Here is a 22335-nt window from a genome sequence, read left to right as displayed (position 1 = left end):
GTCGGGGAAGGTCCTGCTCGTTCCGGGACGTTCAACGGCCGCGTCGTCGCATCGACCGGTGCAGCAGCCACAGCGCGACCGCGACCGGTGTCAGGACCGCCGCGAACAGGATTCCGCCGATCATCGCGTACCCGTGCGGATCGGACGACGCGCCGGTGGCGCTGAGCACCGCCACGACGACGAGCAGCGCGATCACCGCGGTGGTGCAGGCGAACGCGCCGAGCACGAGGTAGCGGAGGACGGCCATCACCCGGGGTCCGGGGTGCAGACCGTCAGGAACGACTTCGTGTTCTCGCGTCGCACGTCCGACTCGTCCATCCAGCCGCGTTCGCCGAACAGGTAGCTGCCGGACGGGTGCTCGGCGGACTCGCGCAGCACCTGGGCGACGTCGATCCGGGCACCGAACGCCTTCGGGCCGTCGACGGAGAAGTTGAGGGACTCCGCCTTGGTCCAGTCGTAGTCCGCGGGCAGCGGTTTCTGGACCTGGAGTCCGCCGGTGTCCGGCGCACCTCCCAGCAGGTCCATGCGCTCCACCAGCACGCCCGGCTTCGGCGCGGTCCACGCCTGCTCGGTGGTCTGCTGCGTGCCGGTGTCGAAGATCAACCTCAGGCCGACGACGCCCTCGCACGGGGTGCCCGTCCACAGCTTCAGGACGCCGTCGTCGACGCGGAACCCGGCCTCCACCGGCAGCGAGGGCGCGAACTGCGACTTGGTGTCACAGGCTGCCGTCGCCCCCGCCACCAGGATCGCGGCGCAGGCGACGCGCAGCCATCTAGCGATATCCGCCATCGGAAAGCCCCGCGTCTTCCTCGGTCTCGTTGCCGCCGGTGACCGACTCCCACACGTACGAGGCGAGGAAGCCGGTGTAGCCCTCCTGCGCCCATTGCTGGGAGTGGCGCTCCTCGTGGTGCAGCAGCCGGTCCATGTCCAGCGTGCCTTGCTTCGTCTGGCCGTCCTCTTCGTACCAGGAGGTGCCAGACGACGCCACATCGCGGAGCTGCTGCGCGGGATCCTTCGTGTCGTCGATGTTCAGCATGAACGTGTCGCCCCAGGTCGTACCGCCGCGCTGGCTGAACTGGTCCTGGATCAGGTTGCCGCCCAGGCCCATCATCATCCCGTTCGGCGTGGTGACCAGCCGCCCACCGTTGTCGTGCACGAACCCCACGTCGTCGTCGTAGCTCCAGTCGTTCGCCTGCTGCCGCTCGGTGATGCGCCGCAGCTCGTCGGACCCGTACGGGGTCGGCGCGAAGTCGGTCGCCTCGCCCTCGGTGCCGTAGTCGGTGCCCGCGTTCAGGATGTAGGTCATCCGCACGGCCTTGGCCGCGTCGTCGCCGCTGATGTCGGTGGGCATGAGGAAGTACGACTTGTAGATCCCGTTGTGGTCCTCGTCCTCGCGGATCTCCTCCAGCCGGTCGAGGATCGCGAAGTCCTCCGGCTTGATGTGGTGGTCGGCGGCCATCTTCACGATCGTCTCGACCGGTACGCCCCGCAGCACGGCGTTCTCGAGCCATTGCCGGTAGTGACCGGACGCGGCGGGCCCGGTCAGCAGCCCGGCGTCGCGCAGCGCCTCCTCCATCTCGGACACCCCGGCGTCGAGCTCCCCACCCTTGCGGGCGCCGGCCAGGGTGGTCGCGTCGTGGTCGCTGATCTTGCGGTCCTGCGCGAGCCGCATCACCTGGGCCAGGGCGTCGTCGATGTTGGTGGCCGCGGTGAGGATCGCCTTGGTCTCCTGCTGCAGCTGCCGGGCGATGCCCTGGCGGTAGCGCTGGGCCTCAAGGCGCTCCTCGGCCTCGAACCGCGAGCGTGGCGGCGGGTCGGGAGGCTTGATGTCCACGATGGAGCCGTCGGCGGCGATGCTGAACTGGTAGGTCGCGGCGAGAGAGTCGTTGTTGGCGACCCGGCTCTTGAGGGGGGTCACGTCGTCCGACGCGGTGCGCAGCGCTTTTTCGACCGCGGACAGCTCGGCGACGAGCACCTCGGCGTTGTTACGCGTCACTCCGAGCGAGTTACGCGCACCCTCCCCCGCGACGCCCTTCCAATCAGGCAGCCTGCGGGCGTCGTCGAGCTCGTCCTGCAGCCCGACGAGCTTGTCCCGCCGGCCCCGCAGCCCGTCGGCGGACTTGTCGAGCGCCGCAGCGTCCCACTTGCGCACGTCGTCGTAGCCGACAGTCATCCCCCGAAAGCCGCCTTCGCATCGTCCTCATTCGCGGCGTACGCGTCCGCGTTCGCGGTGACCCGCTCGCTCCACGTGTCGATCTCGCCGGCCCACGCCTGCCCGCGCTGGTTGAACGTCGACGCCAGCGCAGGCGCGCTCGCGGCCGCGACCCCGCCCGGCAACGCCGTCGCGATCGCTTCGAGGCCGGTGCCGGGCTCCACGACCCTGGCCTGGTCGGCGGCGGACCCGGCCGCCTTGGCCGCACTCCGCAGTTGAGCGATCTGAACGTCGAATCCGCTCACAGCCCGTGACCACCACCTTCTGCGTTGGTCATCATCCGGCACCGTACTAACGGTCCGCAAGGGCCCAGACTCACACTGCGCCGGCTACCGCCGCCGATTACGATCATCTTCGTACGGAGACCAGCGAGCGGTTGTAGTGGGAGCGTCCGCGTTCGACGGCCAGCACCCGCACCGCGGGCAGCCGAAGCAGCGGGTCGAGGTCACCGTCGACGATCGTCGTGTCACCGATGACGAACAGCTCTTCGAGTCGCGGGTGGTCGGCCAGCGGGCGCACGCTCGCGACGTCACCGCTGCCGTCCAGTTCCAGCGAGCGCAGCTCAGGGAGACCGGCGACGAAACCGAGGTCGGCGACCTTGGTGCCAGCGAACCGCAGCTCCCGCAGCCCATGCAGACCCCGCAGGCCGTCGGGTTCGGCCAGGCGTCCGAAGTAGAGCGACAAACTCGTCAAGGCGGGAAACGCCATGGTTAACGAGCCGGCGAGGTCGGCGCCGCGCCGCAGGTGCAGCCACAACCGCGTCACCGTGGGATGACGGCCGATCACGTCGAGGTGGGTGTTCCTGGGCCACTCCTCGATCGAGAGCGTCTCCAGGCCGCGGACGCCCGCCAGCTCCTCGATGCCCGGGCGGAAGGGGCCGGCGAACGCCCGCAGCCGGGTCAACCGCCCGATCCCGCGGAGGTGAGGGACGTTGAGCCCGAACCCGACGTCTTCCAGCTCCGGCTTGTCGAACAACGCGGACACGTCTTTGACCGGCGTCGCCCCGACCGCGAACGACCGTAACCCCTGAAGCGACCGCACGAAGTCCAGATCCCGCAACGGTCGATCCGTCGGGCGCCCCGTCAGGACCACACCGTCACAGCCGTCGGCGGCGTAGCGGGCCGCGGCCTGCTCGGTCCATCCCTCCGGACCGAGCAGGAGCACCCGGAACCCGTCACGCTCCTTGACTGACAGGCGCATCGCGGAATCGTACGACCGGGTCAGAGACCCTTGCATTGCCCGGTCGCGGGCCCTCGGACCGTGTTCGGCTGGCCGTTGTTGACCGGGGCGGGGGTGTTGCCCGCGCAGGACAGTGGACCGTTGACGGTGTTGCCGGCGAGCACGGGTGCCGCCGCGACGTTCGCGCCGGTCACGGTGAGTGGGCCGCTGATCCGTACCCCCTCGACCTCGATCTCGCCGGTGGTGCCCGTGAGGCTGACCGGTCCGCTGACCGAGCCGCCGATCAGCTCGACCAAGGTCGCGCCGGCCGCGCTCACCGGGCCCTGGATCGAGGCGCCCGTGGCGATCAGCGAGCCGCCCGTCCGGACAGTCACCGGCCCGGACACCGTGGCACCCGGGGCCAGGCAGGTGACCCCGGCGCCCACGACCAGCGGGCCGGGGTGGGTGCCCGTGACCGTCGCGGTGCAGGTGTCCACGACGACCGTGAACCCCGCGGTCGCGGTGCCGGTCGGCCGGGTGGCCGTGATCGTCGCCTGGTAGACGCCGTTGCGCCCGTACGTGTGGCTCCCCGTAGCCGAGTAGATGCCGTTGGCGGTCTTGTTCGTGCCCGCCGTGCCGCTCAGGGTCGCCGGCGAGCTCGTGCCGTCACCCCAGTCGACCGTCGCGGAGACCTGCTCCAGCATCGCGCCCGGAGCCGACACGGAGGCGATCTCGCCCGCGACGGTCCGCACGTCGACAGCGCGGGACGGCGCCGCCACGTCGATGCCCCACGGCACCTGCGGTGACGGGTAGAAGTTCTGGCCCTGCAGCTGCCACCGCAGTCCGTGCCCGGCCACGCGGCTGACGAACGACGCCAGGTTGCGGTCGGGGTGGACCTGCGGCGACCAGCCGATCTCCGCGGTCGCCGGCAGGCGCGGGAACATCTGGAAACCGATGTCGTCGACGGTGCGCAGGGTCTCGGACCACAACGCCGCCTCGACGCCGAGGATGTCCGCGTCGGTCACCGCCGGCAGGGTGACGCCGCCGGTGGTGCGGGCCGGGATGTAGGTCGCCGGGTCGCTGCTGGTGCCGGACCAGTTGTAGAACTGCGAGACGTCCAGGCGGCCGGCCCAGCTGAGCCCGAGGGGGCTGCCGACGAACTGTTGCATGTCCAGGTACGTGTGGTTGGCCGGCGACATCACGACCTTCATACCCTTCTGCACGGCCCGCCGGGCTGTGTCGCCGCCGGAGCCGGCCGGGTTCCCGTTGTTCCAGAACTGGGCGACGGCAGCTGGCGAGTCAGGTTGGCCGAAGTTCGCCTGTGAGATCTCGGCCCAGCCCATGACGACCTTGTTCTGCGCCTTGACGATCTGTGCTTCCTGGTCGACGAAGCTGACGTAGCGGGCACTGGACAGTGTGGACGTCGGCACCTCGTCACCACCGAGGTGGTAGTAGGGTCCGGGTGTCATCGCGCTGAGCTGGTTGACGATGTCGGTCAGGATCGCCCAGGTGTTGGGGCTCTCGGGGCACAGCGCGCTGTAGCCGACCGCTCCGGTCAGGTTCCACTGTGGTGGGTTGTTGCGGGTGCAGTTGACGTCGGGCAGCACCGGGTTCGCCTCGGGCCCCGCGTACGACATGACAATCGCGTTGGTGTGTCCCGGCGAGTCCACCTCCGGGATGACGGTCATGAAGCGCGCGGCCGCGTAGTTGACGACGTCGACGTACTCGGCCTGGGTCCAGAACCCGCCCGGGTCGTTGTTGATCGAGAACTGGCCGCCGATGGTCGTGAGCTCGGGCCGGCCGTTGATCGCGATCCGGAACCCTTGATCGTCGCTGACGTGCAGGTGCAAGACATTCAGCTTGTACGCGGACGCCTGGTCGATGACCCGCTTGACCACCGCCGGCGGCTGGAAGTGCCGGGCGATGTCGAGCATCATGCCGCGGTACGCGTACCGGGGCGTGTCGGTGATCCTTACGCCGGACACCGTCCACGGGCCGGGCCGCACGGTCGGGCTGTCGATCCAGGGCGGGAGCAGCTGGCGCAGGGTGTGCATGCCGTAGAAGAGCCCGGCCGGCCGCCGCGCCTCGATGCGGATGCCGGTGCTCGAGACGTCGAGCCGGTAGCCCTCGTCACCGAGGTCCGCGGCGTCGGCGGCGTCGGTCAGGCTCAGCGCGATGTCACCGGGTTGCGGCGCGGCCGCCGACACGGGCAGCGGATAGCCGGTCGAGGCCCGCATGGTCGCGGCGAGCGCGTCCGCGACCGCCCGCGTCTCCTCGGCGCCCACGATCCTGGTGGTCGGCCCGACGACGAAGGTCTCCCCGGGTACGGCCTCCATGTTGGCCGGGACCGGCACGAGCTGCGACGCGGTGACCGGTGAGGTGTCCGCCAGCGCCGGGGTGGCCACCTGACCGGCCGCCTGGATCGCGAGGGTGACGACCAGCGCGATCGATCCGAGCCGCCGTCTGGTTCGCGTACCCCCGGTCGTGTTCGGCGTCCGCATGTCAGACCTCCGTGCTCCGGGCAAGCGATCAACGTCCGTTGATGGTAGGCGCGGAAGCCAGCTATCGTAAAGAGTCCTTACAGAACGTGACCCCGTAGGGTTTGTGCGTGGGTGCGGAGCGGGTGCGACTGGGCATCGACTACGGCACGTCGAACACCGTGGCCGTGTTGGTGTCGGACGGACGCAGCCCCCGCGCCGTGCTCTTCGACGGCTCGCCGCTGCTGCCGTCGGCCGTCTGCGTCGATCCGGCCGGTCGGCTGCTGGTCGGGCGCGACGCGCTGCACACCGGGCTGGCGATGCCGGCGGCGTTCGAGCCCTTCCCCAAGCGGCGCATCGACGACGGCACGGTGCTGCTGGGCGAGCGCGAGCTCACGGTCGAGGAGCTGATCGCGGCGACCCTGTCCCGGGTACGCGACGAGGCGGCGCGGATCTCCGAAGCGCCGATCACGGCGACGACGGTGACGTACCCGGCGGCCTGGGGAGCCGAACGGCGCCAGACGCTGCGGCCGCTGCCGAACGGGTGCTGCCCGCCGTGGACCTGGTGCCGGAGCCCGTCGCCGCCGCCCAGCACTTCGCGGGTCAGCGGCTGGCGCCGGGTCGCTGTGCGGCGGTCTACGACCTGGGCGCGGGCACCTTCGACGCCTCGGTCGTCCGGCGCGGCGACACCGGCTTCGAGACGCTGGCCAGCGACGGGCGCACAGACTGCGGCGGCCTCGACATCGACGCGGCCCTGGTCGCCCGGCTCGGCGAGACCGTGGGGCTGGCCGATCCGGCGAGCTAGGCCCGACTGGTCGCACCGTCATCCACCGTGGACCGTCGGGCCAGCCGGCAGCTCTGGGACAACGTGCGGGCGACCAAGGAGATGCTCTCCCGCAGCACGTCGACGCTCGTCACGGTGCCGCTGCTGGACGTGGACGCGACGCTCGGCCGCGAAGAGCTGGACGAGCTGACGGCCCCGATCCTGGCGCGTACCGTCGAGGCCACCCGCGCGGCCGTCGCCACCGCCGGGATCGTCCTGGCCGAGGTCCAGGCGATCTACCTGGCCGGCAGGTCGACCCGGATGCCGGCGGTCACGACCACGCTGCACCGGGCGTTCGGCGTCGCGCCGACGCTCGTGGAGCAGCCCGAGCTCGTGGTCGCGGAGGGCAGCCTATGGGAGGCCCCACCGGCGGACCCGGCGCCCGCGCCGAAGCCGACCCGGCGGCCACGCAGGCGCACCGTACTCGTGGCGGGGTTGGCGGTTGCCCTGCTGGCAGCGGCGGCCAGCACGGTCATCCCCAGCCTGGGCGCGGAACCCGCGGCGCCAGGCGGCGAGACCCAGGCGGCGGCAACACCGTCGCCTATGCGTCGGCGACTCCCTGAGCGTCGTCAGCGAAACAGACGCGGACGAGTACACCCGGATCCGCTGACCCGGACGTCCGGTGCGTTCGGCTGGATCGTGCGTCTCTATGCACGGTAAGAATCCGTCACCACGATGACGGACTCCTACCGTGGTCAAGCATCACTCGAAAGCGGTCACGACGAACAGCGGACGGGAGCGACACCCCAGCTGTAGTTCGGGACGACGCTGCGGATGGTGGGTCCATTGATGTACCAGTCGTATACCCAGGAGTTTTCGTAGGGGTCAAACATGTAGAGGCGCGCACACCAACCCGGGCCGATGTAGAAGCCCTCAGCGTTGTTCCAGAACTCAGTTGTTCTGTGACCCGGCCCGAGCAGCGTGTCATAGTTTCCATGCGTGTAGTTCAAGTCAAAATTGTGGATGACACCAATGTTGATGGTTTCGCTGAAGTTCTGGATGTAGTTCTGCGGAATGGCAGCCTTGGCGGAGGCCTGCACCACCGCCGGGGAGGACAACAAGCCCACCGTCACCAGCAGGGCGACAGTCAGACTCCTGAGGATTCGCATCGCGGATTCCTTTGACAGAAGGACTTCGAGGTTGGCGACACGACGGCCGTTCCTCCTCCCCAGCTTCTACGTCGCGAACGCCATCGAGAGACTAGGGTCAATGCCCCGGATGCCGACGACCCGTCACATCGGTGCATTTCGATACCCCCTGCTGGCAGCCCAGCGTGATCAACATCACGGTTGCGCGCGACTTGGCCACAATGTAAAGACCCCGACCGGCATGTTGACGCTCGGCCGAGGCGAGTGTCCCTCCTTTGTGGAGGGCAGCGGGAAAGCGCCCGCTGACGCTAGGATCCCCTGTGTTTTGGCGTGCAACGGGGAGGAAGACCCATATGCGTTTGAAGATTGCGGCCGGCGTCCTGGTGGCGCTGGCCTTCTTGATTCCGGCGGCGCCGGCGGTGGCACAGACCGCCGAGCCCGGGGCTCGACGCGAACTGTCAGACGGTCGAGCGCAAGGTGTACACGGACCTCCGTGAGCTCGTCACCATCGACCTGGACACGGCGACCACTGTGGAGATTCGCGTGTTGGCCAACCAGCTCCAGGCCGCGGCCAAGGCGGACTCCCTGGTCATCCTGCCTGACGCGCTGCAGGAACGGCTGGACGGCGACGAGGACGACCTGCGGGCCTTCCTCAAGGCGGACATGCAGAAAGCCTGGCGGGCGGATCTGCGGCTCGCGGTGACCCGGACGTTGCCGGACGCCGGGCCCAACGTGAAGGCGGCCGCGCAGCAGGTGCTCGCCGGCGACGGGTCCTTCTACGCCTACCTGGCCTACCTGAACGAGGGCCTGTGGGACGCACGTGAGCTCGACTGCGCGGCTCAGCCCACACCGACACCGACCGTCGCGCCCACGACCGCTCCCACCACCGCTCCCCCCGGTGACCCGGACGCCCCGGGCGACGGCGACGGCGACGGCGGCGGGCTGCCCGTGACCGGTGCCAACACCGCGCTGGTCACCGGCATCGGTGGTGCGCTGCTGCTCCTCGGTGGCGCGGGCTACGTGATCGGCCGCCGGCGCCGGGCCCGCTTCGTGGCGTAGCGCCCGCTGATCGCGCCCGGCCCGACGAAAGATCGGGCCGGGCGCGGTCAACGAGAATCGTCGATCCAGTGGATATCGCGCGACGTACCTGTCGATCAAAATCCCGTGCATGGATTCCTGGCTGACCACCGTCGGACTTCCGATCGCGCTGGCGATCATCATGCTCGGCCTCGGGCTCGGGCTGTCGATCGCGGACTTCCGGCGCATCGCGACGTACCCCTTGCTCATGCTCATCGCCCTTGTCTGCCAGGTCGTCGTCCTGCCCGGGGTCTGCTTCGGGCTGGTGCTCGCCTTCGGTCTGGAACCAGACCTGGCCGTCGGCATGATGCTGCTGGCCGCCTCACCCGGCGGCACGACCGCGAACCTCTACAGCCACCTCTTCGGCGGCCACGTCGCCGTGAACATCACGCTGACCGCCGTCAACTCGGTCCTCGCGGTCGTGACGCTTCCGGTGGTCGTCAACCTGTCGACGGGCTACTTCCAACCCGACAGCCAGTCGGTCGGCCTCCAGGTCGACAAGGTCCTGCAGGTCTTCGCCATCGTGCTGATCCCCGTCGCGCTCGGCATGCTGATCCGCTCCCGCTTCACCCGGTTCGCCGACCGCCTCGCGAAGCCGGTCAAAATCGTCTCGGCGGTCGTGCTGGTCGCGGTCATCACCGGCGCCATCCTCAACGAGCGCGCGAATCTCGCGGACTACTTCCTCGCCGTCGGCGCCGTCGTCCTGGTCTTCAACCTGATCAGCCTGGCCATCGGGTACGGCGCGCCGCGGCTGGCCGGCATGGGCAAGCCCGAGTCGATCGCCGCCGGCATGGAGATCGGCATCCACAACAGCACGCTCGCGATCGCCATCGCGGTCAGCCCGGCCCTGCTCGACAACACCCGCATCGCCATCCCGGCGGCCGTCTACGGCATCGTCATGTTCTTCACCGCGGCGGGCTTCGGCTACCTGGTCACCCGCCGGAAAGCCCCGGCCGACGAGGGAACCCGGGCGGACCACCCCACGACAGCTCTCTCCTGAGCAGCTGCTCAATGGAATCGTCGACGCCGGGCCAGGTCGCTGCCGGTCGGTGGCGGCTCGGCGATCGTGCCGGTCGGCGCACGGTGGACCGCGGCGGCCGCCTCCACCAGCGCGACGACGAACTCCTCGTCGGCCGCGGCGAACTCGACGGTCAGCCAGTCGGATGCGGTCGGGCGCAGCCGCACGCGTGGATCCGCCCGCAGCTCCTGCCGCCGATCGCGGATGCCCGCCCTCGTCAGCCGGATGTCGATCGCCCGCTCACCCTCGAAGTGGGCGATCTCCTTGCCGTTGACCCAGTACGCCGTCTCGTCCTTGAACGCCGACCGAGCTTCGACGACGCCGTCCAGGCCGGCCAAGGCGTCCCGCAACGATTTCGACATGGACCGAGCATGCCATCGCGGCGCGCCGACGGGTGACCGTGCTGGCTGGTGTCGGCAGCCCGACCGGTCCACGGATACCGCCGCGCGCCGCGGTGTGGTGGTGTGGAGCGATACTTCGCGGAAGCGGGGAGGTCGCGCGTGCCGGTGCGGCGGTTGGTGCGGTGGCTGATCGCGCTGGGCGTGACGGCCGCCGGGTTCGTCGTTGTGCTCTGGATCGCCGGCGCGTGGGGCGGCTTGGACCGGGCGACCGCGTTGTCCGTGGCGCTGGCGGCCGCTCCCTTGCTGGCCGGCCCGTTCGCGTGGTGGGCCAGCCAGCCGATCGAGGTCAAACCGCGCCGAACGTCGGCGACCGGGGCGGGCGGCCCGGTGAAGCCAGGCGCCGTCTTCGTCTGTTACAGCCAGACCGACGGCAGGGAGTACGCCCAACGATTGGTCGAAAACCTGGCCGAGGCCGGGATACCGGCCTGGATGGACCGGGAGATCGTCTCGGGGCAGCGGTGGACGCGGACCATCGAGGAGCAACTCGACGCGTGCTCCGCTGTCGTCGTGGTGATGACGCCCGCAGCCAGCAAGTCGGAGTGGGTCGGCCGGGAGATCCTCCACGCCCGCGCCGCCGGCAAGGAGATCCTGCCGCTCCTGAGGTCCGGTCGACCGTTCTTCAGCCTCGCCGACGTCCACTACGAGGACGTCACGACGGGCAGCCTGCCCGGTCCCCAGTTCCTGTCCCGACTGGCCGACCTCGCCGGGATCGCGCCGCCAGCCCCACCGCAGGACGCGCCCCCGCCTGACACACCACGGGGGCCCAGGTTCACGGTGCGATGGCGGTACGTGGCCGCCGCCTTGGCCGTGGTCGTGCTGGCCATCGGAATCAGAGCGATCGTGGTCTACTCCGCCGGCCGCCAGCAGTCGAACGCCGGCGCGGCACCGCACCCGGCCTACCCGTACGCGCGTCCCGGCGTGGTCGTCAGTCCGGACGGCCAGTGGCTCTACGTCACCGTCAACTACCACCTGGCGAGCGGCGACAACCCGGGCTGGCGGGGCGCCGTCGTGGCCGTCGACGCGCAGACCCGCGTCGCCAGCGACCCGTTCTGGTTCGTGGCCGGGGCCGGTCACGGGATCGTCAGCCCGGACGGCAAGCAGATGTACGTCGCGGTCGACAACTACGGTGTCGTCAACATCTTCCAACTCGGCGCGAACCCGATGGGCATCGGCGGCTTCGAGCTCCCAGCCCCGACCGCGAGCGCCGACACGCACCGCCGGATGGCGATCAGCGACGACGGGCGCCGGCTGTACGTCGCGGACCCCGGCGCCTCCGCGATCTGGCCGGCCGACCCGCACGAAGACGCGGTCGGCAAGGCCATCACGCTGCACGACGCCCCGCAGGACATGGTCATGAGCCCGGACGGCACCCGCCTGTACGTAGCGGTCCGCACGGGGTACGTCGTCACCATCGACACCGCCACCGGCAAGACGCTCAACGACTACGTGGGCGTCGGTGACGACCCCCGCGCGATCGCGACGAGCCGCGACGGCACCCGCCTCTACGTGGCGAACCACGGGTCCGACACGATCTCGACCATCGATCCCCGTCGCGGCACGGTCATCCGCCAGTTCCGACCGGCCTGTGGCACGAAGCCGATCGCCGTCGCCGCCGGCCGGCTCACCAACCACGTCTACGTCGCCTGCGAGAACGCGGACACCGTCACCGCCGCGGACGGGGCCACCGGCGCCGCCCTCGGCCCACCGATCAAGGTCGGCGAGCGCCCCTCGAGCCTGGCCTTGAGCCCGGACGGCACCCGGCTGTACGTGGTCACTCTGGGGGCCACGACCGTAGACATCGCGATCGTGGACACCAGCACGAACACCCTGGTGGTCCCACCCTTCGCCGTCGCGACCTGGTACGGCCGGTAGGGCTAAGCCGGCGGGCGGTGGTCGTACTGCGGCACGTCGAGCGGCCGTACCCACCCCTGCCGGCTCCAGGTGAAGATCTCGGCGTTGGGTGGGATCCACTCGTCGAGCCGGTCCAGGGTGCCTTCCTGCACGAAGACGGTCCCCGGGAAGTCCTTCAGGTTGTCGGTGTAGACCCGCGAGCCGCAGTTCGTGCAGTGGCAGTTGGCGATGAAGGTCGGCTCGGTGTCGAACCCGTAGCTCACCGCACCGCAGGCACAGTGACCGTTGTACTTCTTGCTCAGTTCCATGAGCCCCGCCTCAGAAGACGATCACCTGGCGGCCGACGACGTCTCCGCGGGCGACCTTTTCCAGGTTCTCGTTGACGTCCTCGAACTTGACCGGTGTGACGGTGTTGTGGATCTTGCCGGCGGCGGCCAGGGCCAACACCTCGGCGATGTCCTGGTGGTTGCTCCAGAACGACCCGTGCCAGGTCAGCTCGGTGCCGACCACCAGGTTCACCGGGAACGTGGCGTTGCTGGACATCAGACCGACCTGCGCCACGTCCGAGCCCGAGTTCAGGATCCGGTACGCGATGTCGATCGACGCCTGCGCGCCCGAGCAGTCGAGGATCGCGTCGACGCGGCGGCGGCCGGTCAGCTTCTCGAGCTGCGCCTGCACGTCGTCGGGCGTGGCGTCCCGGGTGTTGACGACATGGTCGGCCCCGTACTTCAGGGCGAGATCGAGCTTGTCCTGCGTGCGGGAGAAGGCCACGACGTCCGCGCCGCCGCTGAACAGCCGTGCGTACTGCACGGCGTAGCTGCCCAGCCCGCCGATGCCCGTGACGACCACCGTGTGGCCCGCGGTGAAGTTGCCCCGCTCGACGAGCTTCTTGATGCCCCGGTACGGGGTGGCGCCCGCGTCGGTCAGCGGAGCGAAGAACTCCGGGCCCTGCCCGTCGCCGGGGTGCACGGTGACAGCGTGCTGGTACGGCACGGCGACGTACTCGGCGTAGCCTCCGGGCGGGCCGAACCCGACCCAGCGGCCGCTTCCGGTGCACAGCTGCGTGTTGCCCTTGCGGCACTGCTCGCAGGTGCCGTCACCCCAGCCGGGATCGACCGCGACGAGGTCGCCCTCGTCGAGCCCCGCGCCGTCGGGCACGAGCTCGCCCTTGTCCACGATGTGGCCGGCGATCTCATGGCCCGGGATGATCGGCAGCTCGGTCGGCAGCGCCGCCTCGAAGTAGCCGTGCATCTGCTGGTAGTCGCTGCGGCACATCCCACAGGCGCCGACCTTGAGCAGCAGCTCGTCAGGCTTGGGCTCGGGGACGTCGACCTCGTCGAACCGGAGCGGCTCGTCGAACTTCCAGATGAATGCGGCCTTCATCTTCTTCGGCATTGCGTTCCCTCCCAATCGGTTGCTGTCCAAAATCAGCTGTCGAGTTCGCGTTCGCCGGCCGACGACGTGATCGAGTGGATCCGTGGTCGCCCGTGGCCGAATCTCGCGAGTCGTCTGCCGGGGTCCGGGAAGATCGGGACGATGTGCCGGCCCCAGGTGCCGTTGACCAGCCCGGCGAACGAGCCGTACCAGGCGATCAGGGCGCTGACGAAGCCCATCGCGCCGCCGGCCGCCAACAGCACGCGCGACTCCGTGAAGTTCGCGGCGGTGACGAGGGCCAGGGTTATCGTCGTCGTGCTGAACAGCACGACCAGCACTCCGCTGATGCGCAGCGTGGCCACCGCGAAATACAGCGTCAGCACCGCCCAGGGCAGGTTCACCAGGCCGTCCGCGATGTGCCGTTCGGCCTCCGGCAGCGTCGGGCGGATCAGCAGCCCGAAGAAGGCGAAAGCGATCCAGAACGCGCCGTACGAGGTGAAGGCCGTCCCGCCGAACGTGCTGCCCCGCCGGAACTCGACGATCCCGGCGATGAGCTGTGCCAGCCCGCCGAAGAAGAACGCCGCCCCGAACGCGGTCGGCAGCAACGCCGTGTGGAACCCCACCGTGAAGAAGCTGAGCATGAACACGGTGGTCCCGAACGCCGCGAGGCCGAGCGGGGCGGCGTCCACCGACGGCGAGGCGCTCACGGGCCCTCAGGCCTTCCAGACGGCCTTGAGGTTGCAGAACTCGTGGATGCCTGCCGTGCCCATCTCGCGCCCGTACCCGGACGCCTTGACGCCGCCGAACGGCAGCTCGGCCGAGGACTCCGACATCCCGTTGACGAACACGGCGCCGGCGTCGAGCTCGCGCACGAACCAGGCCTGCTCGTCGGCGTCCGGCGACCAGACCGCCGAGCTGAGCCCGAAACTGGTCTGGTTCGCGACGCGTACCGCCTCGTCCCGGTCCGAAACCCGGTAGATCGCGGCCACCGGACCGAACGCCTCCTCGGTCACGATGCGCATGTCGTCGGTGAGCCCGGCGAGCGCGGTCGGCGGGTAGAACCAGCCTGGCCCGTCCCCCACGTTGCCGCCGACCAGCACGTCGGCGCCCTTGGCGGTCGCGTCGTCGACGAGCTCGGCCAGGTCGCGGCGTCCGGACTCGGTGGCCAGCGGTCCGACGTCGGTGGCCTCGTCCATCGGGTCGCCGACGACGAGGTCGGCCATCTTCGCGGTGAACTGGTCGACGAAGTCGTCGTAGATGTCCGTGTGGACGACGAAGCGCTTGGCGGCGATGCAGGACTGGCCGTTGTTCTGGACGCGGGCGCGCACGGCCGTGCTCGACGCGGTGTCGAGGTCGACGCCGGGCATGACGATGAACGGGTCCGAGCCGCCGAGCTCCAGCACCGACTTCTTGATGGCCTTGCCGGCCGTCTCCGCCACCGAGCGGCCCGCCGGCTCCGACCCGGTGATCGTCACGGCGGCGATCCGGTCGTCCTGGATGAGGCCAGCGACCTGCGACGACGGGATCAGCAGCGCCTGGAAGGAGCCTGGCGGGAAGCCGGCCCGTTCGAAGAGCGAGTCGAGGTACAGCGCCGCCTGGGGGACGTTGGAGGCGTGCTTGAGCAGTCCGGCGTTGCCGGCCAGCAGCGCGGGCGCCGCGAACCGCATCACCTGCCACAGGGCGAAGTTCCACGGCATCACGGCGAGGACCACACCGAGCGGCTGCCACGTCGTCCACGCCTGCGAGGCACCGACGGCGTCGGGCTCCGCCAACGGCTGGTCGGCGAGCAGTTCCTCGACGTGGTCGGCCTCGAACCGCATGGCGCGTACGCACTTGTGCACCTCGGCCCGCGCCTGTGTGATCGGCTTGCCCATCTCCTGGGTGAGCATGCGGGCCAACCGGTCCAGGTCGTTCTCCACGATGTCGGCCGCGGCGCGCATCCAGTCGGCGCGCTGGGCGATCGGCGTCTCCCGCAGCGTCGCGGCGGCGTCGACGGCCCGGTCCAACCGCCGCCGCACCTCTGCCGCGTCGTACGCCTCGAAGGTCTTCACGGTTTGGCCCGTGGTCGGGTCGATGGTCGCGATTGGCATGCTGCGCTCCCGGAGTCTCGACGTCCCGGCGAACGTATGGCGACCGTCTTTACCGCTGGTTGATTGCCAATAGATCCCGGGCGCGGTGCGCGAACAGGTGCGCCTCCTGCGCGGTGGACAGCGCGTGGGCCCGCTCCGCGGCGCTGCGCATCGGCTTCCCCTGGGCGTGCGCGAGTCGCGCCCGCAACAGCAGCACCAGGCCTTTGGCCGAACGCTGGCCGTACTTGTCGATGAGGCTGTCGGCCCGGTCGAGGGTGGCCTGGGCCTGGGTGGGTCGGCCTTCGACCAGGTGCATCTCGCCGATCAGCGCGGTGTGCAGGGCCAGACCCGATCGTGGCGGGTCCAGCAGCATGGCGTCGAGAAGGCGTTCGGCCTCGGTGGCGAGCCCACCCCGGGCGTCGCCGCCCGTCATTGCTTGCGCCCAGTATCGGCCGAGCCGCAGGTACGTGTGGAAATGGACCATGCGGCTTTCGGAGGTCATCGAGAGCCCGCGTGGTGTCACGCGCAGCAGCCAGCCCGGGTCGCCGGCCGTCGCCGCGGCCATGGCGCTGAAGTGGGCCGCGGCCGCGACGGAGTACGGGTCGTCGCCGGCTTCGGCTACGAGCACGTCGAACTGGGCGCGCGCCGCGTCGAGGTCGCCGTGCATCGCCGTCGTCACCGCCTGCATCGCGTGCCCCAACTGCCGCAGCTGCTGCCGGTCGCGGTCGAAGACGGCGCGGTCGTACCGGCGCAGGCAGCGGAACGCCTCGCCGATCGCACCGATGTCCCACTGGTGGATGCCCCAGGCGATCAGGCCGTACGCGCGGACGACCGGGTCGGTCGAGGCCTCGCCCTCGTCGAGCAGTCGACGCGCCAGCAGGCCGCTGTATTCGACGTCGAGCCCGTGCGAGGCCCCGACGCAGCGGGAGAACAGGAAGTCGGCGGCGTCCCGCTCGCGGCCGAGGCTGCGGGCCAGGTCGGCGGCGCGCTGCAGCACCTCGGGGGCCGAGCCGACGGGACCGACCCGCATCCAGACGGCGGTCGCCAGCTGCGACAGGGCGGCGAGCTCCAGCTCGGCCAGGCCCGCTGTCCGCGCGACGTCGACGGCCGTGCGCAGGTGGCGCTCGGCAGCCTCGAAGGCGAGCTTGGCCGTGGCGGCCTCGCCGGCGCGGATCAGCGCGCTCGCGGTGCGGGCGGGGTCGACGAGCGGGCCGGCCTCCCAGAGGTGATAGGCGAGAGCCTCGGCGTCGTTGCGGTCGAGCGCGTCCGCCACCCGCACGTGCAGCCGGGTCGCCTGCCGCGGCGGCGTGGTCGCGCGGACCGTGTCGCGCACCAGGTCGTGCGGGAAGCGGAACGAGCGCGGGTCTCCGGGAGCGGGCTCCAGCAGGCCGGCTCCGTCCAGGGGCTCGAGCCGGTCGAGGCAGGTCTGGCCGGCGAGGTCGGCGGCCGAGGCGAGGACCCCGAGGTCGACGGTGCGGCCGATGACGGCGGCGAGCTGGAGCAGCCCGGTCGCGCCCTCGTCGAGCCCGGTCATCCGCGCCCGGACGACGTCGCGGACCGAGGCCGGAACCCCGGCCCGCGCGACGGCCTCCTCGGTGAGGTCGCCGCTGTCGGCGAGCAGCCGGGAGAGCTCGCGCACGAAGAACGGGTTCCCGGCGGTACGCGTGTGGATGCCCGCGGCGGCCCCGGGGCTCGGCTCCTGCCCGGTCTCGCCGCGCACCAGTTCGGCGACCTCGACCTGGTCGAGCGGGCCGAGCCACAGCCGGCGATGGCCGGGCAGGCGACTGCTCGCGGCGAGCATCGCTCCGACCTCGGCCCCGTGCACCGGGGCGCGGTCCCGCAACGCTCCGATGAGGACGGTGTGGGCGGGCAGTCGCGCCGCGAGGTGGGCGAACAGGCGCAGCGACGCGACGTCGGCCCACTGGAGGTCGTCGATCACGAGCACCAGCGTCCGCCGCGCCGCGACCTGGCCGACCGCCGCGGTGACCTGTTCGAAGAGGCGGAACTGGGCGCCGCGGTCCGGCTCCGGGCGGCTGACGGCGCCGCCGCGGGCCCGCAGCAGGCGGCCGAGGTCGCCGGCCAGCCACTGCTGGTGCGCCGCTTGCGGCAGCGCGTCCAGGACCGTGCCGAGCACCTGCTCCCACGGCCACAGCGATGGCGTGCCGTCGCCTTCGAGGCAGCGGCCCCACGCGACGAGCGCACCGTGCCGACCCGCGTCGGCGGTGGCCTCCTCCAGCAGGCGGGTCTTGCCGACGCCGGGCGCGCCCTCGACGATGGCCAGCCCCGTGCCGCCGGCGAAGCCCACCTGGACCGCCTGCCGGAGGGCGGCGAGCTCGTCGAACCGGCCGACCACTCCCCCGTCGGCCTCCTCGATCGCCGGGGTGTCGTCCTGACGCAGCACCCGCTGGTGCGCGGTGCGCAGGGCGGGGCCCGGGTCGATGCCGAGCTCGTCGGCGAGGCGGGCGCGCACCGTGCGGAACACCGACAGTGCCTCGGCCTGCTGCCCGGCGGCCCCGAGGCTGACGATCAGGCTGGCCTGCACGGGTTCGTGCAACGGGCTCATGGTCGCGGCACGGTGCAGGGCCGGCAGCGCCCGCTCCGGCTGGCCCGTCGACACCGCCAGTTCGGCGGCGGCGACGCACGCGGCGAAGAACTCGTCGTCCAGGCCGGCGAAGACCGGGATCGCCGTCGGCCCGTGGGTCAACCCTTCCCCGGCGGACCCGTGCCACAGGCCGAGGGCTTCGACGTAGTGGTCGAGGGCGGCGGCGTGTCGTCCCTCGCCGTCCGCGGTCCGGGCGGCGTCGACGAGCTGGCGGAAGGTGACCAGGTCGAGCATGCCGTCGCCGGCGACGAACAGGTAGCCGTCGCCGCGGCGGTGCAGGAACGAGCCGGCCAGGCGGGCCGGCAGCGCGGGCTCGAACATCCGGCGCAGCACGCTGACGTACTTCTGGATGACGCTGGTGGCGCTGTTGGGCGGATCATGCTCCCAGATCAGGTCGACCAGCTCGGCCGTGCTGATGGGGTGGCCTTCCATGGCGAGCAGCAACGCCAGCAGATAGGCCTGCTGCCGCGGCCCGACGTCCTGCTCGACACCATCACGCCAGAGCCGCAGCGGCCCCAGAATCTGCACACGCAAGGCATGCGAGGTCGCCACGACGCGCCCCCCTCCCGGCCTGGCTGCAGCGGGCGCCTCCTTCGAAACTAGTCCGGGTCGCCGTACCGGTGTTGCGACCTCGCGCATTCACCTGCGCCCCACCGACCACCCTGACCGCTCTCGACTCCGCCACACCGGAAGCACCGGACGCCGTCCTGTTGCCGCGCCGCGGCTAGATCTGGCCGGCGTACCGATCCTCGATGTACGCCTGTTTGGCCTGCTCGTCGCGGTTCGAGCGCAGGTATGTCGTCCAGGCCAGGTGTTCGTGCGCGACGGCTCCGAACTCCCAGACGCAGATCGTCGCGCGGTGGGTCCCCTGTGGAATCAGCTGGAACGGGAGCTGCTCGCGCAGGTCCTTGTAGTACGCCGACTCCCACATCTCGTTGTTGTTGCGCCACGTGAAGACCAGCAGCAGGTGGATGTGCTCGCCTGCGAGGTGGTCGACGACGAAGCCGAGGTCGCCGGAGAAGCCGGCCCGTCGCGGCCTCGGCGGCGAGGAAGGTGCGCGCCTCGCCGTCCACGTCGGCGCGGATCTGCTGGTCCGGGCGGTGCAGGTCGTACCACTTCAGGTAGGCGTCCGGAAGCTCCAGCGCCGGCCGGGGCACCACCGTCTTCGTGACGTGGTGGTAGGTGTCGTCCACGACGTTCCCTACGCGGGCAAGGTCTTCCATCGACGTGCGTCCAAGCCTAGCCGCGTGGAACCTGAGTGATTCTCTGCTTCTGTCCTGGAGGCCTGTTGCGCGCCAGTACGGTGAGGCTCAGGCGACCAAAGAAAGGGAACCCATCGCGGCACCGGACCCGCCGCCGCAGGCCCGCGTGCCGCTCGATGCTGCTCCCGACCGGTTGCGGCCTCGGCTTGGTCACGTTGCGGCCAGACCCACCTGCCCGCGTTCGAAGACCTCTGACCAACGAGGAGAGATACATGCTCGGCATCTCGCTACGTCGGCCGAAGATCATCGCCGCAACGTTCGCCGCCGCCATGCTGCTCACGGCGGTCGGCTCAGCCACCCCGAATGCGCTCGCCGACGGTGGGCTGCGACCGCCAAGTGACGATCAGGGCACCAAGCCGACCATCGTCCTGGTGCACGGCGCCTGGGCGGACGGCTCGAGCTGGAGTCAGGAGGTCGCCAATCTCCAGGCACGCGGGTACGAGGTCCAGGTCGCGCCGCAACCCAACCGGGGGCCGTCGGTCGACGTCGGCTACCTGAAGGACTTTCTGTCCACGATCGAGGGCCCGATCGTGCTGGCCGCCCACTCGTACGGCGGTTTTGTCGCGAGCAACGCCGCGACCGGCAACCCCAACGTCAAGGCGCTCGTGTTCGTCGACGCCTTCGCCCCAGACCAAGGGGAGACCCTGGCGGCGCTCACCGCCGGCTCGGGCTCGATCCTCGAGCCGGCCCTGACCGACCCCACGAGCGTCTTCAAGCTGGTGCCGTTCCCCGGTGCTCCGCAGGGTGCGGTCGACTCGTACGTCCTGCCGGAGGTGTTCATCACCGGCTTCGCCAACGACCTGCCCCGGGCGCAGGGGGCGGTGCTGGCGGTGTCCCAGAGCGCCCTCGCGACCAACGCGCTGATGGAGCCGTCCGGCGAGCCGGCGTGGAAGACGATCCCCTCCTGGGCGGTGATCGGCACCGAGGACCTGGTCATCCCGCCGGCCGGCCAGGAGATGATGATGAAGCGGGCGGGGGCCACGATCACCCGGATCGACGCCGGGCACCTTGGCCTGATCTCGCACCCCGACGACGTCACCGCGGTCATCATCGAGGCGGCCCGGTCGATCTGAGATCCGACAAGGTGGCCGCGTGGGCAGAGCCCACGCGGCCACCGTCGCGGTCAGTCGGTCGCCGTGGCGGCCGCTTCGATCTGGTTGGTGACGGCGCCCGGGTCGGTGACCAGGGACAGGTGCGGAGCGTTGAGCTCGACCGTGTGGGCCTTGGCCCGCTTGGACATCGCGATCTGCTCCGCGGCCGGGATGATGGCGTCCTTCTTGCCGACCACCGACCACGAGGGAATCGCGCGCCAGGCCGGTTCGCCGGACGCCTCGTCCAGGGCGTTCGACGCCAGCGGACGCTGCCGGGCGACCAGCACCGCCACGTCCTTGGCGGAGATGCTCTTGTCGGCGAACGCGTTGGCGAAGACCGACGGCTTGACGTAGAGGTTCGCGGCTTGCGCGTTGTCCGGGATCCCGACGAAGTCGAAGAGGGTGGTCGGGTCGGCCGCGAAGACCGAGCCCGGAACGGCCCCGGTCAACGACTTCACGGTGTCGCCCTGGTCCGGGATGTACGCGTCGACGTACACGAGGGCCTTGACGTTGCTGTTGCCGGTCGCGGCGTTCGTGATGACCATGCCACCGTACGAGTGTCCGACGAGGACGATCGGCCCGCTGATGGTGCTCAGGTACGAGCGGAGGTTCTTGGCGTCCGTGTCCACGCCCGTGAGCAGGGTCGGCGGCGCGACCACGCGGTAGCCGTCGTGCTGGAGCCTGGCGGTCACCTTGTCCCAGCTGGACCCGTCCGCCCAGGCACCGTGCACCAGCACGACGGTCGGCTTGGCCGGTGCGGGGTGGGTGTGACTCGTCGAGGCCTGTGCGGTGCCGATGCCACCGATGGTGAGGGCACCGATGGCGACGCCTGCGAAGATCAGACGGCGCCGGAGAGAGGCTTTCACGGTGTTTCCTTTCACTGCTGGAAAAAGTCGAGCAGGGCGCCGTTGACCTGGTCGGAGTGGGTCCAGGCGATGGCGTGCGGGCCGCCTTCGATGACGAGCAGGCGCGCGTCCTTGAGGAAGGCGGAAAGGCGCTGGCCGGTCACGCCGATGGGCAGGACCCGGTCCTGGTCACCCTGGATCACGAGCACCGGCACGTCGATCGCCGACAGGTCTTGACGGAAGTCGGTGAGCCAGGTCGGGATGCAGGCCACCGCGGCGATGGGAGATCCGGCCACGGCCTCGTTCCAGCTGGCCCGGAACGCCTCGTCGCTGACCAGCGAACCGCCGTAGACGTCGAAGTTGTAGAAGTTCTCCAGGAAGCCCTTGAGCCACACGTACCGGTCCGCCGTCGCGGCCGCGATGAACCCGTCGAACAGGGCCTGCGGTGCGCCTTCCGGGTTGTCGTCGGTCTTCAGCAGGAACGGCGGGATCGGCGAGAGCAGGACGGCCTTGGCGACCCGCCCGGTGCCGTAGCGACCCAGGTACCGCACGACGTCGCCGGTGCCCATCGAATGACCCACGAGGATGGCGTCGCGGACGTCCAGTTTCGCGAGCAGCACGTCCAGGTCGGCGGCGAACGTGTTGTAGTCGTACCCGGTGGCGGGCTGGCTGGAGTCGCCCCAACCACGCCGGTCGTAGGTGATGACGCGATAGCCGGCCGCGAGCAGAGCCGAGACCTGCTTCTCCCAGGCCCGCCCGCTGAGCGGGTAGCCGTGACTGAGCACGACGGGCGTACCGCTGCCGTGGTCTTCGTAGTAGATCTCGATCGGGTCGGCTCCCGCCGAGCCGACGGTGACGTGGGGCATGCGCACTCCTCGGGCTTGCGTTCCGTTCTGGAACCTCGCCGAAGGTACGGACCTAAACCCCTCTGCCGAATCGCCCGAGTCACGTAGTCCCCTGTGTTTGTTGACCTGCGAAGGCGCTGCC

The 22335-nt window shown here is 70.4% G+C and carries 20 protein-coding genes and 2 pseudogenes; 5 read left to right on the top strand and 17 right to left on the bottom strand.

What is annotated here, in order from left to right:
• Positions 1-31 precede the first annotated feature (31 nt).
• From CHC05_RS19210 to CHC05_RS41545, 7 genes are all read right to left on the bottom strand, one after another.
• A complete protein-coding gene (locus CHC05_RS19210; RefSeq protein WP_218824597.1) occupies positions 32-250 on the bottom strand; it encodes a hypothetical protein in 219 nt (72 codons plus the stop codon).
• Positions 247-789: a hypothetical protein gene (locus tag CHC05_RS19205; protein ID WP_089250721.1), complete on the bottom strand. Its 543-nt coding sequence runs from the start codon at positions 787-789 to the stop codon at positions 247-249. Before CHC05_RS19205 ends, CHC05_RS19210 begins: the two co-directional genes overlap by 4 nt.
• Complete coding sequence (locus tag CHC05_RS19200) at positions 773-2173, bottom strand: hypothetical protein (RefSeq protein WP_089250719.1); 1401 nt, start codon at positions 2171-2173, stop codon at positions 773-775. The genes CHC05_RS19205 and CHC05_RS19200 overlap by 17 nt, the downstream gene beginning before the upstream one ends.
• Positions 2170-2457, bottom strand: a complete 288-nt coding sequence (locus CHC05_RS19195) for a hypothetical protein (protein WP_089250717.1) — start codon at positions 2455-2457, stop codon at positions 2170-2172. Before CHC05_RS19195 ends, CHC05_RS19200 begins: the two co-directional genes overlap by 4 nt.
• A 103-nt stretch (positions 2458-2560) precedes the next feature.
• The gene (locus tag CHC05_RS19190) at positions 2561-3412 is read right to left on the bottom strand and encodes a leucine-rich repeat domain-containing protein (RefSeq protein WP_089250715.1); all 852 of its coding nucleotides are present in this window, start codon (positions 3410-3412) and stop codon (positions 2561-2563) included.
• A gap of 20 nt (positions 3413-3432) precedes the next feature.
• Positions 3433-5871 carry a family 20 glycosylhydrolase gene (locus CHC05_RS19185; protein WP_089250713.1) on the bottom strand — a complete coding sequence of 813 codons (2439 nt, stop codon included), beginning with the start codon at positions 5869-5871 and terminating at the stop codon, positions 3433-3435.
• A 139-nt stretch (positions 5872-6010) separates the two neighbouring features.
• Positions 6011-6319, bottom strand: a complete 309-nt coding sequence (locus CHC05_RS41545; RefSeq protein ID WP_179266267.1) for a hypothetical protein — start codon at positions 6317-6319, stop codon at positions 6011-6013.
• Between the two features lie 72 nt (positions 6320-6391).
• Here CHC05_RS41545 and CHC05_RS19170 point away from each other — a divergent pair.
• Positions 6392-7330 (top strand): annotated as a pseudogene (locus CHC05_RS19170) (Hsp70 family protein).
• Between the two features lie 56 nt (positions 7331-7386).
• On the opposite strand, the gene CHC05_RS19165 reads toward CHC05_RS19170, so the two are convergent.
• On the bottom strand, positions 7387-7779 hold the full coding sequence (locus tag CHC05_RS19165; protein ID WP_089250705.1) for a hypothetical protein: 393 nt from the start codon (positions 7777-7779) through the stop codon (positions 7387-7389).
• Positions 7780-8111: 332 nt separating this feature from the next.
• On the opposite strand from CHC05_RS19165, the pseudogene CHC05_RS19160 reads away from it, so the two are divergent.
• Positions 8112-8817, top strand: a pseudogene (locus CHC05_RS19160) (LPXTG cell wall anchor domain-containing protein).
• A gap of 109 nt (positions 8818-8926) precedes the next feature.
• A complete protein-coding gene (locus tag CHC05_RS19155; RefSeq protein WP_089250703.1) occupies positions 8927-9835 on the top strand; it encodes a bile acid:sodium symporter family protein in 909 nt (302 codons plus the stop codon).
• 8 nt (positions 9836-9843) lie between these two features.
• Here the strand turns inward: CHC05_RS19155 and CHC05_RS19150 are convergent, their stop codons facing one another.
• The gene (locus CHC05_RS19150) at positions 9844-10215 is read right to left on the bottom strand and encodes a luciferase domain-containing protein (RefSeq protein WP_144022668.1); all 372 of its coding nucleotides are present in this window, start codon (positions 10213-10215) and stop codon (positions 9844-9846) included.
• A 138-nt stretch (positions 10216-10353) separates the two neighbouring features.
• On the opposite strand from CHC05_RS19150, the gene CHC05_RS19145 reads away from it, so the two are divergent.
• On the top strand, positions 10354-12126 hold the full coding sequence (locus tag CHC05_RS19145) for a TIR domain-containing protein (RefSeq protein WP_179266265.1): 1773 nt from the start codon (positions 10354-10356) through the stop codon (positions 12124-12126).
• A 2-nt stretch (positions 12127-12128) separates the two neighbouring features.
• Here the strand turns inward: CHC05_RS19145 and CHC05_RS19140 are convergent, their stop codons facing one another.
• From CHC05_RS19140 to CHC05_RS19115, 6 genes are all read right to left on the bottom strand, one after another.
• A complete protein-coding gene (locus tag CHC05_RS19140) occupies positions 12129-12413 on the bottom strand; it encodes a GFA family protein (protein ID WP_218824596.1) in 285 nt (94 codons plus the stop codon).
• Positions 12414-12423: 10 nt separating this feature from the next.
• The gene (locus tag CHC05_RS19135) at positions 12424-13500 is read right to left on the bottom strand and encodes an NAD(P)-dependent alcohol dehydrogenase (RefSeq protein ID WP_218824595.1); all 1077 of its coding nucleotides are present in this window, start codon (positions 13498-13500) and stop codon (positions 12424-12426) included.
• Positions 13501-13532: 32 nt separating this feature from the next.
• Complete coding sequence (locus tag CHC05_RS19130; protein ID WP_089250697.1) at positions 13533-14186, bottom strand: acetate uptake transporter; 654 nt, start codon at positions 14184-14186, stop codon at positions 13533-13535.
• A gap of 6 nt (positions 14187-14192) precedes the next feature.
• Positions 14193-15569, bottom strand: a complete 1377-nt coding sequence (locus CHC05_RS19125; protein ID WP_089250695.1) for an aldehyde dehydrogenase family protein — start codon at positions 15567-15569, stop codon at positions 14193-14195.
• 49 nt (positions 15570-15618) lie between these two features.
• Positions 15619-18702, bottom strand: coding sequence for an ATP-binding protein (locus CHC05_RS19120; RefSeq protein WP_245871041.1), 3084 nt, complete (start codon positions 18700-18702; stop codon positions 15619-15621).
• A 172-nt stretch (positions 18703-18874) separates the two neighbouring features.
• Entirely contained in the window at positions 18875-19081 is a 207-nt protein-coding gene (locus CHC05_RS19115) for a hypothetical protein (RefSeq protein ID WP_089250691.1), read from the bottom strand.
• Positions 19082-19624: 543 nt separating this feature from the next.
• Here CHC05_RS19115 and CHC05_RS19110 point away from each other — a divergent pair.
• Entirely contained in the window at positions 19625-20485 is an 861-nt protein-coding gene (locus CHC05_RS19110; RefSeq protein WP_245871040.1) for an alpha/beta fold hydrolase, read from the top strand.
• A 50-nt stretch (positions 20486-20535) separates the two neighbouring features.
• On the opposite strand, the gene CHC05_RS19105 is transcribed toward CHC05_RS19110, so the two are convergent.
• Together CHC05_RS19105 and CHC05_RS19100 are read right to left on the bottom strand one after the other, a co-directional pair.
• Positions 20536-21369: an alpha/beta fold hydrolase gene (locus tag CHC05_RS19105; RefSeq protein ID WP_218824594.1), complete on the bottom strand. Its 834-nt coding sequence runs from the start codon at positions 21367-21369 to the stop codon at positions 20536-20538.
• An 11-nt stretch (positions 21370-21380) separates the two neighbouring features.
• Entirely contained in the window at positions 21381-22214 is an 834-nt protein-coding gene (locus CHC05_RS19100) for an alpha/beta fold hydrolase (protein WP_089250689.1), read from the bottom strand.
• Positions 22215-22335 lie beyond the last annotated feature (121 nt).

This window comes from Asanoa hainanensis (genome assembly GCF_900188485.1).
GTDB lineage: Bacteria > Actinomycetota > Actinomycetes > Mycobacteriales > Micromonosporaceae > Asanoa > Asanoa hainanensis.
This window is presented reverse-complemented; position numbering and strand designations above follow the sequence as displayed.

What these genes read in the sequence shown, in the direction of transcription:
- CHC05_RS19190 (WP_089250715.1), bottom strand. Translation starts at nt 3,412, where the DNA reads ATGCGCCTGTCAGTCAAGGAGCGTGACGGGTTCCGGGTGCTCCTGCTC.
- CHC05_RS19100 (WP_089250689.1), bottom strand. Translation starts at nt 22,214, where the DNA reads ATGCCCCACGTCACCGTCGGCTCGGCGGGAGCCGACCCGATCGAGATC.
- CHC05_RS19165 (WP_089250705.1), bottom strand. Translation starts at nt 7,779, where the DNA reads ATGCGAATCCTCAGGAGTCTGACTGTCGCCCTGCTGGTGACGGTGGGC.
- CHC05_RS19110 (WP_245871040.1), top strand. Translation starts at nt 19,625, where the DNA reads ATGCTCGGCATCTCGCTACGTCGGCCGAAGATCATCGCCGCAACGTTC.
- CHC05_RS19150 (WP_144022668.1), bottom strand. Translation starts at nt 10,215, where the DNA reads ATGTCGAAATCGTTGCGGGACGCCTTGGCCGGCCTGGACGGCGTCGTC.
- CHC05_RS19200 (WP_089250719.1), bottom strand. Translation starts at nt 2,173, where the DNA reads ATGACTGTCGGCTACGACGACGTGCGCAAGTGGGACGCTGCGGCGCTC.
- CHC05_RS19205 (WP_089250721.1), bottom strand. Translation starts at nt 789, where the DNA reads ATGGCGGATATCGCTAGATGGCTGCGCGTCGCCTGCGCCGCGATCCTG.
- CHC05_RS19185 (WP_089250713.1), bottom strand. Translation starts at nt 5,871, where the DNA reads ATGCGGACGCCGAACACGACCGGGGGTACGCGAACCAGACGGCGGCTC.
- CHC05_RS19155 (WP_089250703.1), top strand. Translation starts at nt 8,927, where the DNA reads ATGGATTCCTGGCTGACCACCGTCGGACTTCCGATCGCGCTGGCGATC.
- CHC05_RS19115 (WP_089250691.1), bottom strand. Translation starts at nt 19,081, where the DNA reads ATGTGGGAGTCGGCGTACTACAAGGACCTGCGCGAGCAGCTCCCGTTC.
- CHC05_RS19135 (WP_218824595.1), bottom strand. Translation starts at nt 13,500, where the DNA reads ATGCCGAAGAAGATGAAGGCCGCATTCATCTGGAAGTTCGACGAGCCG.
- CHC05_RS19140 (WP_218824596.1), bottom strand. Translation starts at nt 12,413, where the DNA reads ATGGAACTGAGCAAGAAGTACAACGGTCACTGTGCCTGCGGTGCGGTG.
- CHC05_RS19125 (WP_089250695.1), bottom strand. Translation starts at nt 15,569, where the DNA reads ATGCCAATCGCGACCATCGACCCGACCACGGGCCAAACCGTGAAGACC.